Raw genomic sequence first — 16,502 nt, 5'->3', positions numbered from 1 at the left:
CGCTGTTCCTCCTCTTCTAGTGGGTTACCGGCTCGGCACCGGACAGTGGGGTGAAGTTTTTGCGTAATTTCTCGTCTTGAATGATTTCTTTCCAAGGATCAACCGTGTGGCCCAGTGTAACTTCCAGACGTTCAACCAGAGCGAGACGTACATCCCGATCCGCCAATGCTTCCTTCACATGATCCAGACCTACCCGTTCAATCCAAGCCGCTGTTCTCTCATTCCATTTTGCATTCTCTCTATAATATTGCAGGTAAGAGTAAGTCCACTCTTCCACTTCCGCATCGGTCTTCACCGTACAGAGCAACTCGGCTGCACGAACCTTGACTCCGGCGTTACCGCCAACATGAATCTCCCAAGCACCATCAATGGCGACAACACCCAGATCCTTGATGGTCGCTTCAGCACAGTTCCGCGGACATCCGGAGACAGCGAGTTTCACTTTGGCTGGAGCTACCATCTTGTCGAGTTTTTTCTCCAGTCGAATCCCCATCTCGATGGAGTCCTGTGTACCGAATCGGCAGAATGTGTTGCCTACACAAGTTTTCACCGTACGCAGCGCCTTACCATAACCGAAACCGGAAGGCATATCGAGCTCTTCCCAGATCTTCGGCAGGTTCTCCTTCTGTACACCAAGCAGATCGAGTCGTTGTCCACCCGTGAATTTCACCAAAGGAACATCGTATTTCTCCGCGACAGTCGCAATCTTGATCAATTCCGCCGGGGAAGTGACACCACCATAGATCCGTGGAATAACGGAGTAGGTACCGTCCTTCTGGATGTTGGCGTGATAACGTTCATTGGTGAATTTGGATACACGCTCATCTGTGTATTCAGCCGGCCAGATCATACCGAGATAATAGTTGAGTGAAGGACGACACTTGGAACAACCTTCCGGCTCATTCCAACCGAGAACGTTCATAACTTCCTTCACGCTTTTGAGTCCCATTTCCTTGATCTGGGCAACAATCTCATCCCGATCATAGGAGGTGCAGCCACAGATGCCTTCTTTGGTCTGTTCGCCTACATTATCACCTGCGTAATACGTGAGCAGGTTTTCGATGATAGGCTTGCACCCACCGCAAGAAGCGGAGGCTTTGGTGCAGGATTTGATTGCACCGAGGGTGTTGCAGCCTTTGTTCAGAACGGCGTCCCCGATGGAAGCTTTGGTAACACCATTACAACCACACACGATCTCGTCATCCGGCATACTCGCCATGCGTTCTGCGACAGATGGACCCGAGCCTGAACCACCAGAGGGTACACCGAGCAAAATTTCTTTCTCCCGACCACTGATGTTCTCTCCACTCTTAATGAGAGAAAACAGCGATGCGCCATCCGTGGTATCCCCGAACAATACAGCTCCAATGAGCTGCCCATCCTTGATCACCATCTTTTTGTATACACCATCGACATCATCCTGAATACGAATGCTGCGAGTGTTCGCAGCGTCTTTGAATTGTCCGGCAGAGAATACGTCAACACCGGATACTTTCAGCTTGGTAGAAGTGACCGAACCTTCGTATCCTTCAGTTGTCGCGCCCGCAAGACGTTTAGCGAGTACCATACCTTGTTCATATAATGGAGCAACCAGTCCATAGGCAATACCGCGGTGTTCTGCACATTCGCCGACGGCAGAGATGCCAGGAATGCTGGTATGCATATAATCATCTACAATGACTCCACGATTCACATCGAGGCCGGTATTACGAGCCAGTTCAATCTGAGGGCGAATCCCGACAGCCATGACAACCAGATCTGCTTCAAGTACCGTTTGATCAGTGAAACGAATGGCTTTTACTCGATGTTTGCCTGTGATTTCTTCGGTATGTTTGTTCAAAAGGAACTTCATGCCTTGTTCTTCAAGCTCACGCTGGAGCATCAGGCCTGCCGGCAAATCCAGGTTCCGGTCCATCAGATGGCCGTTAATATGGATGACCGTGACGTCCATGCCCAGATTGAGCAGCCCCCGCGCTGCTTCCAGTCCTAGCAATCCGCCTCCAATGACGGCAGCTTTGCGATACTTTTGCGATGCTGCCATCATGGTCTCGCAGTCTTTAATATCGCGGAAACCGATCACGCCTTCTTTGTTAGCGCCGGGGAGCGGGAGGATGAACGCTTGTGAACCAGTTGCCATAATCAGCTCATCATAGGCTGCGCGTACACCATTTTGAGATACAACTTCCTTGCGCTTGGTATCGATCTGAACGACCGGATCACCCGGGTACACCCGAATGCCGTTATCTTCGTACCAGCTCCACTCATTGATTACGATATCTTCGATGGATGTTCCGCCAGCCAGTACAGAGGATAACATGATCCGGTTGTAGTTGGGATGCGGCTCTGCGCCGAAGACTGTAATTTCATAAGCGTGCGGAGCAAGCTTAAGGATATGTTCAATTGTGCGGATTCCCGCCATGCCATTGCCGACCAGCACCAGTTTTTTCGTTGTACTCATTATGATTAGCCCCCTTAGGTCCATTCTGCAAACTGCCTCGAAACCTTGTCTCTAAAATCGAAAAAGCCTGTTATGCCTCGGAGGACTGCGCATATACATACGCATCCCTTGCTCCGAGATTGCAAAACAGGCTTCATTGCCGTTTCAACCAGCTACGCCGTTGTAACTGTGATCGATTCAAATATGGAGTTGTTATGGCTTAACTATAAAAGATTGATCTAACCATGTCAATATAGTTGACATAAAAAAGTATTTGAAATTTAAAGTTAATTATGTTTACATGAGTTTATTGGAATATCAAATGGACGACGACGTTTTACGCACATATCTTCATAAATTGAAGAATTTAACTGAATTTAGCATGCCTTATACAATAAATACTGTAGAAAAGGTGCCATGTGTATGGTGTCCCCCTTTTTTTATACAGTATGATGAGGCATGAAAAGATCATTCTAATGTTGAAATCAAGACGTATAATCATCACTACTTGGTTTTTTGTTAGGTAATATAACACGTTTATCGCTTTGATGTATTAACGTCTTAAATGTTGTGGACTCTGACTATACGCCATAGGGAGGGATTGATCCATCATGCGATCTTTATTGGTCATCCGTGTTCAACCAACGATAGCTGCCTCATCCGATGCAATCCCTCTGACACCGGAGAGGCTGCTGGGAGCAAACGGGTACCATGTACAGGTGGCGGGCAGTGAAACGGAAGCGTTGAAGCTGGCTCGGGCAGCGGAAGCGTCCATCTTGCATCTGTCGCTGGCTGATGTGGAGTACTGGGTGAACTGCCTGGGAAAGGGGAAGTCGGATTCCCCGTTGCTCTGGTGGTGCGCGCCAGATACGGCTTCTTCCTCCGCAGAATCCTGCGAGGTCGAAACTTCATTTGATGGAATACTTACACCATCCATGACCGGGCCTGAGATCCACTGGACTCTTCACTTTGCAGCTCGGCGTTACATGGAACGCAAACAGTGGGAGCAGGAACGGAAGCAGCTGCAATCCAGGCTGGAGGATCGGAAGTGGATTGATATGGCGAAGGCCATCCTTAGTGATCTGAAGCAGATCTCCGAGGCCGAAGCCTATGACCTGTTACGCAAGAAAGCGATGGATGAACGCAAACGGATGGTCGATGTAGCCACAGCGATTGTGAAGGCCCATCAACTGCTCCAGTCTTAATTGGAAGGAGGATTCTCCATGGATATGTCTCAGATACTCCGAGAGGTCGGACGTGGGAAACGAGGCTCACGTGATCTGAATTATACAGAGGCACTGACCGTAGCAGAGAAAATCCTGAAACAGGAGGTTTCCCCTGCCCAGACGGCCGCATTTCTAATGGCTGAACGAATGAAAATGGAAAACGTTGAGGAACTGGAAGCTTTTGTTCATGCATGTCGTAACAGTGCGGAACGTTTCTCTATATTTCAGGATGGATTGGACTGCGCGGGTCCTTATGATGGACGGACGAAGTCGTTCATGGCCACGTTTCCGGTTGCATTTGTACTCGCGGCGGCCGGGTTGCCGGTGACTTTGCACGGGAGTGATCCTTTACCACCCAAGTGGGGCGTCACGTTGTCGGTACTTTTGAAGGAAGTGGGTATTAATACACACAAGATGGATCGGGAAGATGCCCGGAGCGCTGCATTGCGTTCGGGTGTCATGTACGTGTCCTCCGAGGATTGGTGCGCACCTCTTCGTAAGCTTCGTCCGTTACGGGAAGAGTTGGGTTTTCGAACCGTGTTTAACACAGCAGAGAAACTGATTGATTATAACCATTCACCGTATTTGGTGTTTGGTGTGTTTCATAATACCTTTCTGGATCGGATTGCGAAGTTGCTCACCCGGTTTAACTATCGCCGTGCTTACGTTGTACAGGGGATGGAAGGTTCTGAGGATCTGTATATTGATCGGCCAACCCGCGTATACGCCGTGGAAGACGGTGATATGAAGCTGGAATTGGTTGATCCTGCAGCCTATGAACTGGATATGCCCGTGCCGGAACTGGTCTGGACGGCTGCGAAGCAGCTTGAAGTGGCGGAAAGTGTGTTAAGCGGTGAGGGTCATATTGCTTTTGTGAATCAGGTCTTGTTAAATGGAGGTTTCCGCTTGTACGCGGCGGGGCGTGTCAATTCCATCGAAGAGGGCATATACACTTGTCAGGGGTTGCTGGAGAGTGGTGCAGCGTATCGCATCTATCAGCAGTGGTGTGTCTCCATGGGTGGCGAACTGCCGGATAACAGAGCGGTGTCCATCTATCCGGCATCGTCCAGATAATGTGATGCCAGTGTTCAATCTTGTTATGGTTTAGCGTGTTTTTATTCCCAAGGATAAGTAACGGTCAGGAAGTCAGCGAATTTCTTGCTCTCTTCCCGCCGTTGTTTCCGCATGGCCGCCCGATCCGGAGCGGTCTCGTATAATTTCTTCTCTTCTTCCGTCTCCGGAATAATGCGAGGTACGATCAGTTTGCGATTATTTTCGTCCAGGGCCACAAAGGTCAGAAATGCCGTCGCCGCAATTTTCTTCTCTCCGGTCTTCAGATCCTCTCGAATCACCTTCACAAAAATCTCCATGGAACTTCGTCCTGTCCAGGACGCGAACGATTCAAGTGTAACGGAGTCTGTTGGGTTGATCGGGTACAGGAAATCGACAGAGTCGGTTGAAGCTGTTACAGTATTGACCCGACATAGCTTGGAAGCGGCGATGGATGCAATATCATCGATGTAGGACATAAGCTTGCCGCCGAATAGCGTATTATGATTGTTGACATCGGTTGGGAACACCCGTGCCGTCTTGAAACAACGTGTTTCGCGTACATATTTTTTCTCCACCTGATCCATCTCCGTTGGTTTCGGTATCTCTCTCATGTTTTTTCCTCCTGACAGTATGGCTGCTGTGACATTTCATTTCAGGTGTTGCAGGGTCTATTTCTGATCTATTATCCCTAGTATAGGTGTCGGTCAGATACATATTCAAATGAAGTTGGACTGCAAAAAAACCGCCAGGCGCGGACCGGCGCGCTGGCGGTTTACTGCTGTATATTAAGCCTTGGGTTTGAAAATGCCGGACGGTTTGCCGATCGGCAAGAACGCATAACCGAAGTGAGCATTCAGTACCGAAGCACCTGTACCATACAGGGACACAATTCCGATAGCCATTTCAGCGTATGCTGCAATAGTGTGGAAAATGTGAGGAGCTACGCCGAAAGCGTCAAAGGTCAAGCCAAGGAACAGGAAGTCAATCAGAATGAAGATGATAAGCAATACTTTATTCGCTTCAATCGCACCGATTGTCATGAACAGGGTGAATACAAGGTATCCGGCAAAAGCAAATCCGAGCTGCTTGCCATCGGCCTGTTCAGCGAGAGTGGAGCCAAATACGCCCATTTTGATCATCCAGTTGGCAGCCATGGCAAACCAGAAGAATGCGTACGCCCCAAAAGCTGTTGTGCCAAAGGTATTGTTGCGTTTGGAATCTTGAATACATGCGAATAGCTGGGCAAATGCACCCAGGAAGATCGCCCAAGGAATAGCGTAGCTAAGTCCATCCGTAATGCCAAGCTTTTGGGAAGAAGCGACCAGGGTTACGATAGCCAACCCAAATAATCCCATTGCGCTGGGATCGGCGTTAACAATTTTGACTTTAGTCTGTGAATCGGTCTGCATGGTGATGATAAGCCTCCAATAATATCAAATCAGGATCCATGGCCGTCGTTGGCCGTCCTCTAAATTACATCATTTGTATCCGCCGGGTCCGGACACACACATCGCCCTATTGTACCTGAATGACCCCATTATGGAAAGGGATTTTATTACCTTTTGAACCAATAGACTTTTTGTTTTTTCAATATACACATTTACGACACAATCCGTTCTGGCCGTGAATGATGAGGCCAGACGCTAGAATCCAACTCTCGATAATACCACTAAAATTGCGTCATATCAGCCATTTTCGGATAAGCTCTTGTGTGATAAAATAATCTTTATCAAAAAATGGAGAAGAATACAAAACATCCTTGTCTCCTATGCCATATGTTAATCCAACTATAGATTGACAGGAAAAACTAAAATGGTTCACAGAATAAGGAGGTATCAGGGGTCATGGTTATGAGTTTGGATTTGAAAAATAAAATAGAGAAGGCCAGACATAACCTTCATATGCTGGTAGAGCATAACAAGGGTGGTCTTGGGCATCCCGATGTGATTCGGCAGTCTATGGCATTGGACGAATTGATTAATGAGTATAACCGAATTAGCCGAAACCATTCACGGGCCTGAACCCAAAGCGATTTTAATTTTATACACGGAACAAATCACATAGATTGTAACGCTTGATCGTACAGACGGGCATGAATATAGCCGGTGTGGACAGCCTCAGTTGAAGAGGCGGTATCCTACCGGCGTAATATTCATGCCCGTTTGTTTTTGCATCGTATCCATCATGCATCTGTTTAATGCAGCAATCGTTTGGCTTCCAAATATAACACCTGTACGAATTTTTTCGTATTAATGCGTGTCTGGGACAAGGAAGGCTCCACATTGTTTTGGAGCTCCAGCATTTTCTTGCGAATTTCGGTGAAATCGAAAAATTTGGATGCATAATTCTCGAACTTGGGATGTGTATAATCTGTTAATCCCAGAGAAACCACATGGCTCAGCGTCTGGAAGATGGCCCTGCGAACACGTTGTTCCGATGCCTTGATCTCCTTGTTCACCTCTGCGAGAGAGGCGTCCTCTCCCAGCTTACGTATCGCTACATTCTGGAAGATGTCTTTGAGGGATGGGAACGTATAGGGGGACAGCTTATGCTCATCTGTCTCTACCTGCTCCAGATATTCCAGCATGTCCAGCAGATCCCTGCTGCCTGCTTCGCCGATCATGCCCATCTCGGACAGCAGGAAATGTCCTGCTGTCGTGATTGTTTTGTCCGGAACCGAAGCTGCGGTACGTTCGATAGAATTCAAACCGGACAATCCCTGCAATGTCCGCTGAATATCTGCGATGGATTGCTGCATCCGAAGCCTTTCGCTCACCAGCCGCAGAACAGATAGAATCTCCAACCGGTTAATCGGCTTCGTAATATAATATTCAATGCCTAGTGAATAGGCTTCTCCGATCATATTTTTCGACTCGATCTGGGAGATCATGACGATCTTGCCCTCAAACCTTCCCTCAAGCGCCCGCACGGTCTGAATCCCGTCTCGTTGTGGCATCAGCAGATCAATCAATAGGACATCCACCTTATGCAGCTCCAACAGTTCCGCGTGAATATGTGCTCCGTCCTCAGCTTCCCCGGCAATATCGCCAAGGCCTTCATCCTCAATAATATCCATCAACATGGAACGAACGCCAGGATCATCATCCACGATAAAATAACGCATGTCAGTCATTCCCTTTCTCTGCGAATGGTGTGATTGATAAATCTATGGTAAAGGCGGCTAACTCCGCCATGAACTCTCGTTCCAGTGTAATCGTTCCTTTCCTTCTTGCATAGAACCTGACATGTCAGGTTAAATGACAATGATTGGGCAATCAAAGCCCATTTTTAAAATAAATGTAGAAATTGCATGTAGGTATTTGTCGATTTTCGTAGATGCCCTTGTAGTATAAGTAACATCCCGAAGTCTGGGGCTAGTGTTGTGCAGAATGGTACAAACTTTTCCCGTAACCATCTCTGTGCTTGAAATACACCATAAAAAGGGGCATACCGATGGAGCAAACAATACAAGATATTGTCGTCATTTTCAATGATTTTCTATGGTCCAAAGTGTTAATTATACTATTGGTAGTATGTGGTATATACTTCACCACCAAGACCCGATTCATGCAATTCCGCATGATTGGAGATATGGTGAAGGTGCTTCGAGAGCCAAAAAGCAAGGAACCAGGCAAAATTTCACCTTTTCAGGCGTTCTGTATTAGTATGGCGGCCCGTGTAGGTACAGGGAATATTACCGGTATCGCACTGGCTATTGCACTGGGTGGACCTGGGGCTATATTCTGGATGTGGATCATTGCAATAATCGGGTCAGCCTCCAGTTTTGTGGAGAGTACATTGGCTCAGATCTATAAAGTGAAGGATAAGGGCGGATTCCGCGGGGGTCCGGCTTATTATATGGAACGTGGGTTGGGCAAACGCTGGATGGGAATTTTATTTGCCATTCTCATTACGCTTTCTTTCGGTTTGGTCTTTAATGCGGTGCAGTCTAACACGATTACCGTTGCATTTGAGAACTCATTTGGCACGGATCGGTTAACTGTGGGTATCATTATGGCTGTGATATTTGCAGGAATTATCATGGGCGGTGTCAAACGGATTGCAAAAGCATCGGAATACATCGTTGTTGTACTGGCCGTATTGTACATTGGGGTAGCGGCTTTTGTGGTGCTGGCGAATATTACCCAGCTTCCGGCCATGATAGCGTTGATCGTCAAAAATGCCTTCGGCATCGAACAGGTTGCTGGCGGAACGTTGGGCGCTGCACTGATGAACGGTGTGAAACGCGGATTGTTCTCCAATGAGGCGGGCATGGGTAGCGCCCCGAATGCTGCTGCAACGGCGGATACAACACATCCGGTGAAACAGGGACTTATTCAGGCGTTTGGCGTGCTGACAGATACGTTAGTGATATGTACAAGCACTGCCATGATTATTTTGCTATCCGGGGTATACAAAGGTTCCAATCTGGGTGGCATTGAATTAACTCAGGCTGCATTAAGTGTACATATTGGTTCATGGGCATCGGGATTCCTGGCGGTTATGGTGTTCCTGTTTGCTTTCAGTACACTAATTGGAAATTATTACTATGGAGAAACTAACATTGAGTTTATCAAATCCAACAAAGTCTGGCTGTGGGTATACCGTATTTGCGTTATCGCGATGGTGGTGTTTGGTGCGGTAGCCAAAGTGCAGCTGGTATGGGATTTGGCTGACCTGTTCATGGGGCTCATGGTGGTGGTGAACCTGATTGCAATTCTGATGCTGTCCAAGGTGACTTTCGAAGCGTTGAAGGACTACAAGAAACAAAAGGCTGAAGGACGTGATCCCGTCTTTACCCGGGACCGAATTCATATTCCGGGTGAAGTGGAATGCTGGCAGTCGGAAGAAGAAGTTATTGGAGATAAATCAATACATGTAGCCAATTAAGATTTTATCTGAATGTAGTTGGTTATATAAAATGGACACAACAAACAACAGGACTTGGATTATCCATCATGGGCAACCCAAGTCCTGTTTGTTGCATATAAAATGTATCTTTGCACTAGCAAATTTCATCAAAGATATATTTTGATTAATTTTTAACGGAATAACTGATCAGTTGTTCGGACAGAGCTTTCATTCGCTCGCCTGTTTCATTAAGCTGCTCAATCACATCCGTAAAGGAGGATACAAGCGTTGCTTGTTCCTGTGAAGAGGCTGCAATCTGGGAGACTTCAACTTCCATCTGTTTGATGACCTGTTGTACATCTCTCAGACTGGTATCGATATCACTTGTAGCTTGTTTGGCATCCACAGAGAGTTTGCGTACTTCGGAAGCAACCACTCCGAAGCCGGCACCGGCTTCACCAACGCGAGCGGCTTCAATAGCGGCATTCAGGCCAAGCAAGTTGGTTTGCTCAGAGATTTCACGAATGAACCCGGCTACTTTGTTGATTTGGGAAGAGTTCTGAACAGCAAGTCTTGTGTTCTGCAAGATCTGTTCACTGGTTGCTTGCAATTCTTCGGCATGAGCGGCGACATGCTGCACCATATCAACGAGGTTACCATTGATGGTTTGATTTTCTTGTATAATGTCTTCAAGTTGGTTCTGGTTAGACTGGTCGTAAGATACACAGAAAACAGCAACAACTTTTTGGTGATCATCAAAGATCGGAATGTTCAGAATATCCAGTTCGATACCATAAACTTCCTTGGAGAGAGTAGCGAGAGTAGCTTCTCTTCCGTTTTTTAAGATGGCAAAGTTTTGATACGATTCCAAGAGTGGCATTCCTTTTTCAAAACCAAGGTCAAACTTGTCGGTGGTAACAACCTCCAATACCTTTTCGTGATCATATACAGTTAAACTAGCTGGTTCTCTAAGGATCATGCTGATATAAGGCATTACTTTAAGCAGGGCATCTACAACGTTCATGGAAGAGGACCATCCTTTCAATATTTGAATGTATTATTTTTAACGATCTATGGAATGCTCTATCTTTCATCGGATAGAAATGGATTTTCGTGAACGGCATTTTGCATGAAAGAATGAACATTTTATGATTAAATTTTAAAATATTTCCCAGTTGAACTGTTTTACTGGATATAAGTGTTAGTTGTAACTATTTTTATATCAAGATATTTGTACGGATGTATATTAATTATGGGACATATGTCCTTTTGCATACGTTATATACGACAACGGAGGGGAAGTCGGAATGAAAGAAATCATGGACTTTGGACTTGTGCGGCAACTCGCTCGTGAGAATGGGTTGGATCAGGTGCTGGACGAGCCTGCACTCGCTGAGTTGCGACTACTTGAGGCTGCGAAGGGCGAGATGATATGTGCCAAAGGTGAACGACCCGAGCGATTGTATTTTCTCGTGCAGGGCAAGCTCAAGATCTATACCACCTTGCCTAACGGGAAGTCTCTGTTGCTTCGTTTCAGTACACCACTTGCGCTTGTGGGAGATTTGGAACTGGTGAATGGCAAGGAGGCTATGAATACGGTAGAGTCTGTGAGCAAAAGCCTGCTGCTGGGTATCAGCTACCGCGCTCTCCAGAATACGTATGCAGAGAACCCTAAGTTTCTCCACTTTATGCTCGGTCAAGTTACACACAAATTGTATACCTTTTCCAACCTGTCGAGTCTGAATATGTTATATCCGGTCGAGAGCCGATTTGCCAGCTATCTGTTGTCCACAATGGGCCAGGACGAGTCTTCTTCCGAAGAGATCCAGACCTCGAAGCTCACCGAACTGGCGGATATGCTGGGCACCAGCTATAGACATCTTAATAGAGTTGTTCAAGATCTGTGTAATCGAGATATTATTCGTAAAGTGCAGCGAAAGCTAGTGATCTGTGATCTGGAACAGTTGCGTGTCATCGCAGGAGGCAATATATATGAGTGATGGCATTTTAAAATAAAGACCAAGCCTGCATATCTATGCGACATGACGCGACACAATAAAATACAATATGGCACAACAAAGAGCACCCTCCCGAATATACCAAGGGGTGCCCTTTTTACTCTGCATTTAAGTGAATTAGATATCTCCGCGTTGCTCGAACAATTGAGCGATCTCTACAATAACACGGGTGGCCTTCACCATATTGTCTACCGATACATATTCGAATTTACCGTGGTAGTTCTCACCACCAGTGAAGATATTTGGTGTTGGCATGCCCATATAGGATAGCTGGGAACCATCTGTTCCTCCCCGGATGGGACGAATAACAGGTTCGATGTCCAGTCGGGTCATGGCTTCATGGGCAATGTCGACGATCTGGCGTACGGGTTCAATTTTCTCGCGCATGTTATAGTACTGGTCATTCAATTCAATCGTGATGCTTTTCTCTCCATACTTGTTCTTCAGTTCGTTCGCGATATTCAATAGATTTGTTTTGCGCTCTTCAAACTTCGCCCGGTCGAAATCACGGATGATGTAACTCATCTTTGTCAGCTCAACATCACCCTCCAGAGACAACAGATGATAGAATCCATCATAACCGTCCGTGAATTCAGGAGCTTCCTCCACAGGCAGGCGTCGATTCAATTCCATCGCAATTTTCAGGGAGTTCACCATCTTATCCTTCGCAGTTCCAGGATGTACATTGGTGCCTCGTACGGTAATTTTAGCGGCAGCTGCGTTAAAGCTCTCGTATTCCAGCTCACCAAGTGGTCCACCGTCGACTGTGTAAGCATATTTGGCTCCAAAAGCAGCTACATCGAACTTGTGCGGTCCACGGCCAATCTCTTCATCCGGGGTAAAAGCAACCCGAATCTTACCGTGTTTCACTTCCGGGTGTTCAATCAGATAGGCCATCGCCGTCATGATCTCGGCAATGCCTGCCTTATTATCTGCACCAAGCAACGTTGTACCATCGGTTGTGATCAGGGTGTGGCCTTTATACTCGTGCAGCTCCGGGAAATCCTTGTTGGACAGTACTACATCCAGCTCCGAGTTCAGCACAATGTCAGCACCATCATAGTTATCGATAACCTGTGGTTTGACATTTTTGCCAGTAAAGTCGGTCGCTGTATCGAGGTGAGCCAGGAAACCAATTACAGGAACATCCTTGTCGGTATTGGATGGCAGTGTAGCCATGACATAACCATTCTCATCCATCGTCACATCTTGCAGACCAATGGAGGTACATTCTTCAACGAGCAGTTTGCCCAAGGCCAGTTGGCCGGGTGTGGAAGGGCAGGTCTGACTATTTTCATCGGATTGGGTATCCATTTGAACATAAGTACTCAGTCTTTGAATTAATACATCTTTCATCTATAATCGCTCCCTAGCTTGAGTAGTATATAAGTTGAGCTACTTGTTTTACACTGATCCACTACAGGCCAGAATAACCTTCTGATCGCTGTTATCCCCAGATTTTTTTGATCCACTTTTACAAAGGTGAAAATCTGAGGATAGCGTATGCTTTCGATGCAGCTTTCTTTCAGAAAGCTTTTAGCTTCGCTTCTACAGGTTATTTCTGCCCTCTCCGTTATCGTGTAACCTTTAGTCACAACTTATGTAAATTGGGTATAGTAATTATTGTGGTTCTCTACGGTTATCATATCATGTTTTGCAGTCATTTCCAGAATGGGGCTGAACCGAAATATGAGGTTTCCTAGGTATCAAAAAGGGTACTAGGTCACAAAAATGTACGTACTTGTATTTCTACAACTGAGGTTCATAATAAATGATGAAGAAAGGATGAGTCCTAGACATGCCATTTATCACTGTTAAGGTATTGGAAGGCAAGTCGGTTGAGCAGAAACGTCAGTTGATTGAACGTATGACTCAGGTGGCTTGTGAGACACTGGATGTTGATCCGAGCAAAGTCTTTATCTTCATTGAGGATTTGGAGAAGGACAATTACGGCAAGAACGGAAAACTGTTTTCGGACTTAGACAAATAAGTAAGGCTTCATATATATCATGATCATGGAACAGGAGATGTAGAATTAATGACTGAACAATTATTTTCCCCTTATCAATTCAAGAGTCTGCAATTAAATAACCGTGTCGTCATGGCACCGATGTGCCAATATTCTGTCACTGCGAAGGACGGCATTCCGAACGATTGGCATCAGGTTCACTATGTGAGCCGTGCGGTTGGAGGAACAGGACTGATTGTAATCGAGATGACCGATGTAGATCCGGATGGACGTATTACCGATAATGACTTGGGTATATGGTCAGATGAGCATGTGCCTGCCTTCACCAAACTTGTAGATGGAATCCATGCCTACGGCTCCAAAGTAGCTATTCAGATCGCACACGCCGGACGAAAAGCAGAGGATGCACCGCAGCCGGTTGCCCCATCGGTAGTTACATTCCCGGGAGAAAAGTACAAGGAACCACGCGCGTTAAGTACCGAAGAGGTAGAAGCTATGGTGCAGAAGTTCGCAGACGGTGTTCGCCGCGCAGTACAGGCTGGAGTGGATACTATTGAGCTGCACGGTGCACATGGATACCTGATTCACCAGTTCCATTCCCCGCTGATGAACCATCGTGAGGATGTATACGGCCAGGATCTGTCCCGTTTTGGCGTTGAAGTCATTCGGGCAGTGAAAAAAGAAATGCCAGCAGATATGCCGCTGATTTTGCGGATTTCGGCTGTAGAATACGCTGATGGTGGATACGACATCGACCACACGATTAATATTGCCCGTGCTTACCAAGATGCAGGTGTGGACATGTTCCATATCAGTTCAGGTGGCGAAGGTCCTTCTGGACAGCGGAAACCGGGGAACTATCCGGGGTATCAGGTACCATTTGCCCGTCGCTTCCGTGAAGAACTGAACGTTCCTGTAATCGCAGTGGGTATGCTGGAGGATGCAGCCTTGGCTCAGGCGGTGATTGGAAACGGTGATGCGGATCTGGTTGCCGTTGGCAGAGGTATGCTGCGTGATCCGTACTGGGCGAACCATGCCGCTCTGGAACTGGGTGTGAGTAAGGATCAAGCTGCCATTGCAGAGCAATATTCTCGTGGATACTAATTTGCTCTAAATTATACTTACACTTGCCACTCCGATGACAGAATAACTTTCCGATCTGAGGATAAAGGCGAAGTGTATGCTTTCGATGTAGCTTTCTTGCAGAAAGGTTGTAGCTTCGCTTCTTCAAGTTATTTCTGTCCTCTTCGTTTTCGTGTAAATGTTAGTGCAAATTTTATACAGATAAGGCCACAGTATGGGTTAAACCTCATGCTGTGGCCTTATCTGTATAATGAGAAGCATCAGCATATCCGTCCAATTACGGATGGCTACGCTCTTCGAGTTGCTTCGTATACGAATTTTTGATTCGACTGTGTAGGTGGCTGATTCGGGTTAAAGTCGGCGTATACTTTAATATCAGAGAAACCAATGTGTTCGAGAATTAGGCGTAACTCTTCTATGCCGTACCAACGCAGGGTAAGTTGTTGCAGCTCCGTAGCAACAAGAGCACCCTGATGCCATTGTTCGTAGCGAATTAGACTCAATTTGTACTGTTGAAGAAGGTTCACTTCAATGGTTTTCACTTCTACCGTGATCGTATCACCATCGGGTAATGAAACGGTTGATGTTTCTACAGAAGAGGGTTGTGTCACATCGGGCAGAAACAGATCAAACACGAGCTTGCCGCCAGGTTCTAAATGCTGAAATAGATTACGTAATACGCTAATCGATGCCTGTCTGTCTTGAATGAGGAGCAGAGAACCTCCGGGAATGATAATTGCCTCGTATCGATATGGAAGGTCAAACTTCTCCAGATCGACAACGAACAGCTCAGGCATGGGTAATGCCCGCTCCATACATCGAGAACGGCAAGAGTTAATCATATCCATTGAATAATCAATTCCATCCACCTTCAAGCCTGCTTCAAGCAAAGGAATGAGCACTCGGCCTGATCCCGACATGGCTTCAAGGATACGTCCTTTGCAGCGCTGAAGATAATGGCGATAAAATTCAATGTCTCCTCCCAAGGAATGTCCCACAGGTTTCGTTAGATCATAAACGGCGGTGCATAATGGACCGTAATAACTGAATGACATAGTATAGGTGTCCCCCACATTTTGATATAATGAATTGCAAACGTGGAAGGGAACTCGCTAAGATTATCCCTTCCGGCAACGGTTGGAATTGGAATTTTCAGAGCAGACTATCATAGGAATCACGCACCTTTTATGTAATATGTTCCAATTATAGGGTGGGTACAAAGCGGAGGTCAAACTTTTTAACCCGTAATTATACGAACAGATATGTCTAAGGAGATGATACGAATGGATACATCATCAAGTTCATCAAGTGCACTGCCGGATATCCGACAGGAACTAGTGCTCCATGCACCTGTAGAGAAAGTGTGGGAGATGGTCTCAACCGCGCAAGGACTGGAGGCCTGGTTCATGCCAGGTAATCTGGAACCCGTGGAAGGTCACGAGTTTATATTGGAAGCAGGCCCCTTCGGCCAATCACCCTGTCAGGTGACGGAAGTTCTTCCGCTGCAGAAGCTGTCATTCCGCTGGGGTAAGGACTGGACGTTGACGTTCCAACTGAATGAACAGCCCGAAGGTACGGATTTCACACTGATTCACAGCGGTTGGGATGCGGATAAACTGACCGAGTTTGGACAGGCCCACGCTATCGTACGCGAACGTATGGAACAGGGATGGGCCGGGATCGTTCAGAAGCTTGCCCAAGTTGTTAAATAAATCTTCATTCAATCAACCCCAGGCCATTTCGCCCGTTCATTCCGGTGAAATTCGGCCTGGGGTTTCTTGGTGTACCAGGAGATGGCGATAACAGATAGAGATCCTTAAAATTATAAGGAAGTTGACCGATTATGAGACGGAAACTATTTCCGT

Annotated in this window: 15 protein-coding genes; 8 read left to right on the top strand and 7 right to left on the bottom strand. The window is 46.6% G+C overall.

Annotated elements, in window-relative coordinates; all coding sequences use genetic code 11:
- Positions 1-16 precede the first annotated feature (16 nt).
- Positions 17-2,458, bottom strand: coding sequence for a nitrite reductase large subunit NirB (gene nirB, locus NZ043_RS08045; RefSeq protein ID WP_091035683.1), 2,442 nt, complete (start codon positions 2,456-2,458; stop codon positions 17-19).
- A gap of 590 nt (positions 2,459-3,048) precedes the next feature.
- Between nirB and NZ043_RS08040 the strand changes: the two genes are divergently transcribed.
- Together NZ043_RS08040 and NZ043_RS08035 are read left to right on the top strand one after the other, a co-directional pair.
- A complete protein-coding gene (locus NZ043_RS08040; protein WP_091035686.1) occupies positions 3,049-3,642 on the top strand; it encodes an ANTAR domain-containing protein in 594 nt (197 codons plus the stop codon).
- 18 nt (positions 3,643-3,660) lie between these two features.
- Entirely contained in the window at positions 3,661-4,737 is a 1,077-nt protein-coding gene (locus tag NZ043_RS08035; RefSeq protein WP_091035688.1) for an anthranilate phosphoribosyltransferase, read from the top strand.
- A gap of 41 nt (positions 4,738-4,778) precedes the next feature.
- Here NZ043_RS08035 and NZ043_RS08030 read toward each other — a convergent pair whose 3' ends face one another.
- Entirely contained in the window at positions 4,779-5,291 is a 513-nt protein-coding gene (locus NZ043_RS08030) for an acyl-CoA thioesterase (RefSeq protein ID WP_026081401.1), read from the bottom strand.
- Positions 5,292-5,501: 210 nt separating this feature from the next.
- Positions 5,502-6,125, bottom strand: coding sequence for a GPR1/FUN34/YaaH family transporter (locus tag NZ043_RS08025; protein WP_091012490.1), 624 nt, complete (start codon positions 6,123-6,125; stop codon positions 5,502-5,504).
- Positions 6,126-6,560: 435 nt separating this feature from the next.
- On the opposite strand from NZ043_RS08025, the gene NZ043_RS08020 reads away from it, so the two are divergent.
- Positions 6,561-6,737 carry an aspartyl-phosphate phosphatase Spo0E family protein gene (locus NZ043_RS08020; protein ID WP_017691636.1) on the top strand — a complete coding sequence of 59 codons (177 nt, stop codon included), beginning with the start codon at positions 6,561-6,563 and terminating at the stop codon, positions 6,735-6,737.
- Positions 6,738-6,910: 173 nt separating this feature from the next.
- Here NZ043_RS08020 and NZ043_RS08015 read toward each other — a convergent pair whose 3' ends face one another.
- Complete coding sequence (locus NZ043_RS08015) at positions 6,911-7,840, bottom strand: response regulator (RefSeq protein ID WP_339312689.1); 930 nt, start codon at positions 7,838-7,840, stop codon at positions 6,911-6,913.
- Positions 7,841-8,169: 329 nt separating this feature from the next.
- Between NZ043_RS08015 and NZ043_RS08010 the strand changes: the two genes are divergently transcribed.
- The gene (locus NZ043_RS08010) at positions 8,170-9,606 is read left to right on the top strand and encodes an alanine/glycine:cation symporter family protein (protein WP_076251914.1); all 1,437 of its coding nucleotides are present in this window, start codon (positions 8,170-8,172) and stop codon (positions 9,604-9,606) included.
- 145 nt (positions 9,607-9,751) lie between these two features.
- Here NZ043_RS08010 and NZ043_RS08005 read toward each other — a convergent pair whose 3' ends face one another.
- Positions 9,752-10,591, bottom strand: a complete 840-nt coding sequence (locus tag NZ043_RS08005) for a methyl-accepting chemotaxis protein (RefSeq protein WP_091035693.1) — start codon at positions 10,589-10,591, stop codon at positions 9,752-9,754.
- Positions 10,592-10,874: 283 nt separating this feature from the next.
- Between NZ043_RS08005 and NZ043_RS08000 the strand changes: the two genes are divergently transcribed.
- The gene (locus NZ043_RS08000; protein WP_091035696.1) at positions 10,875-11,567 is read left to right on the top strand and encodes a cyclic nucleotide-binding domain-containing protein; all 693 of its coding nucleotides are present in this window, start codon (positions 10,875-10,877) and stop codon (positions 11,565-11,567) included.
- Positions 11,568-11,702: 135 nt separating this feature from the next.
- Here the strand turns inward: NZ043_RS08000 and pepT are convergent, their stop codons facing one another.
- A complete protein-coding gene (gene pepT / locus NZ043_RS07995; protein WP_339311358.1) occupies positions 11,703-12,941 on the bottom strand; it encodes a peptidase T in 1,239 nt (412 codons plus the stop codon).
- Positions 12,942-13,383: 442 nt separating this feature from the next.
- Here pepT and NZ043_RS07990 point away from each other — a divergent pair, with 442 nt between their 5' ends.
- Together NZ043_RS07990 and NZ043_RS07985 are read left to right on the top strand one after the other, a co-directional pair.
- Entirely contained in the window at positions 13,384-13,575 is a 192-nt protein-coding gene (locus NZ043_RS07990) for a 2-hydroxymuconate tautomerase family protein (protein ID WP_017691642.1), read from the top strand.
- Positions 13,576-13,623: 48 nt separating this feature from the next.
- The gene (locus NZ043_RS07985; RefSeq protein ID WP_017691643.1) at positions 13,624-14,658 is read left to right on the top strand and encodes an NADH:flavin oxidoreductase/NADH oxidase; all 1,035 of its coding nucleotides are present in this window, start codon (positions 13,624-13,626) and stop codon (positions 14,656-14,658) included.
- A 266-nt stretch (positions 14,659-14,924) separates the two neighbouring features.
- Here NZ043_RS07985 and NZ043_RS07980 read toward each other — a convergent pair whose 3' ends face one another.
- Positions 14,925-15,692 (bottom strand): class I SAM-dependent methyltransferase, encoded by a 768-nt coding sequence (locus tag NZ043_RS07980; protein ID WP_339311356.1) that lies wholly within the window; start codon positions 15,690-15,692, stop codon positions 14,925-14,927.
- Positions 15,693-15,920: 228 nt separating this feature from the next.
- Here NZ043_RS07980 and NZ043_RS07975 point away from each other — a divergent pair, with 228 nt between their 5' ends.
- Positions 15,921-16,349, top strand: coding sequence for an SRPBCC domain-containing protein (locus NZ043_RS07975; RefSeq protein ID WP_165980315.1), 429 nt, complete (start codon positions 15,921-15,923; stop codon positions 16,347-16,349).
- Positions 16,350-16,502 lie beyond the last annotated feature (153 nt).

Origin of the sequence: Paenibacillus sp. FSL k6-2145, assembly GCF_037976585.1 — a bacterium.
Lineage (GTDB): Bacteria > Bacillota > Bacilli > Paenibacillales > Paenibacillaceae > Paenibacillus.
This window is presented reverse-complemented; position numbering and strand designations above follow the sequence as displayed.

What these genes read in the sequence shown, in the direction of transcription:
- pepT (WP_339311358.1), bottom strand. Translation starts at nt 12,941, where the DNA reads ATGAAAGATGTATTAATTCAAAGACTGAGTACTTATGTTCAAATGGAT.
- NZ043_RS08035 (WP_091035688.1), top strand. Translation starts at nt 3,661, where the DNA reads ATGGATATGTCTCAGATACTCCGAGAGGTCGGACGTGGGAAACGAGGC.
- NZ043_RS08005 (WP_091035693.1), bottom strand. Translation starts at nt 10,591, where the DNA reads ATGAACGTTGTAGATGCCCTGCTTAAAGTAATGCCTTATATCAGCATG.
- nirB (WP_091035683.1), bottom strand. Translation starts at nt 2,458, where the DNA reads ATGAGTACAACGAAAAAACTGGTGCTGGTCGGCAATGGCATGGCGGGA.
- NZ043_RS08000 (WP_091035696.1), top strand. Translation starts at nt 10,875, where the DNA reads ATGAAAGAAATCATGGACTTTGGACTTGTGCGGCAACTCGCTCGTGAG.
- NZ043_RS08040 (WP_091035686.1), top strand. Translation starts at nt 3,049, where the DNA reads ATGCGATCTTTATTGGTCATCCGTGTTCAACCAACGATAGCTGCCTCA.
- NZ043_RS08025 (WP_091012490.1), bottom strand. Translation starts at nt 6,125, where the DNA reads ATGCAGACCGATTCACAGACTAAAGTCAAAATTGTTAACGCCGATCCC.
- NZ043_RS07975 (WP_165980315.1), top strand. Translation starts at nt 15,921, where the DNA reads ATGGATACATCATCAAGTTCATCAAGTGCACTGCCGGATATCCGACAG.
- NZ043_RS08010 (WP_076251914.1), top strand. Translation starts at nt 8,170, where the DNA reads ATGGAGCAAACAATACAAGATATTGTCGTCATTTTCAATGATTTTCTA.
- NZ043_RS08015 (WP_339312689.1), bottom strand. Translation starts at nt 7,840, where the DNA reads ATGCGTTATTTTATCGTGGATGATGATCCTGGCGTTCGTTCCATGTTG.
- NZ043_RS08020 (WP_017691636.1), top strand. Translation starts at nt 6,561, where the DNA reads ATGGTTATGAGTTTGGATTTGAAAAATAAAATAGAGAAGGCCAGACAT.
- NZ043_RS07990 (WP_017691642.1), top strand. Translation starts at nt 13,384, where the DNA reads ATGCCATTTATCACTGTTAAGGTATTGGAAGGCAAGTCGGTTGAGCAG.
- NZ043_RS07980 (WP_339311356.1), bottom strand. Translation starts at nt 15,692, where the DNA reads ATGTCATTCAGTTATTACGGTCCATTATGCACCGCCGTTTATGATCTA.
- NZ043_RS07985 (WP_017691643.1), top strand. Translation starts at nt 13,624, where the DNA reads ATGACTGAACAATTATTTTCCCCTTATCAATTCAAGAGTCTGCAATTA.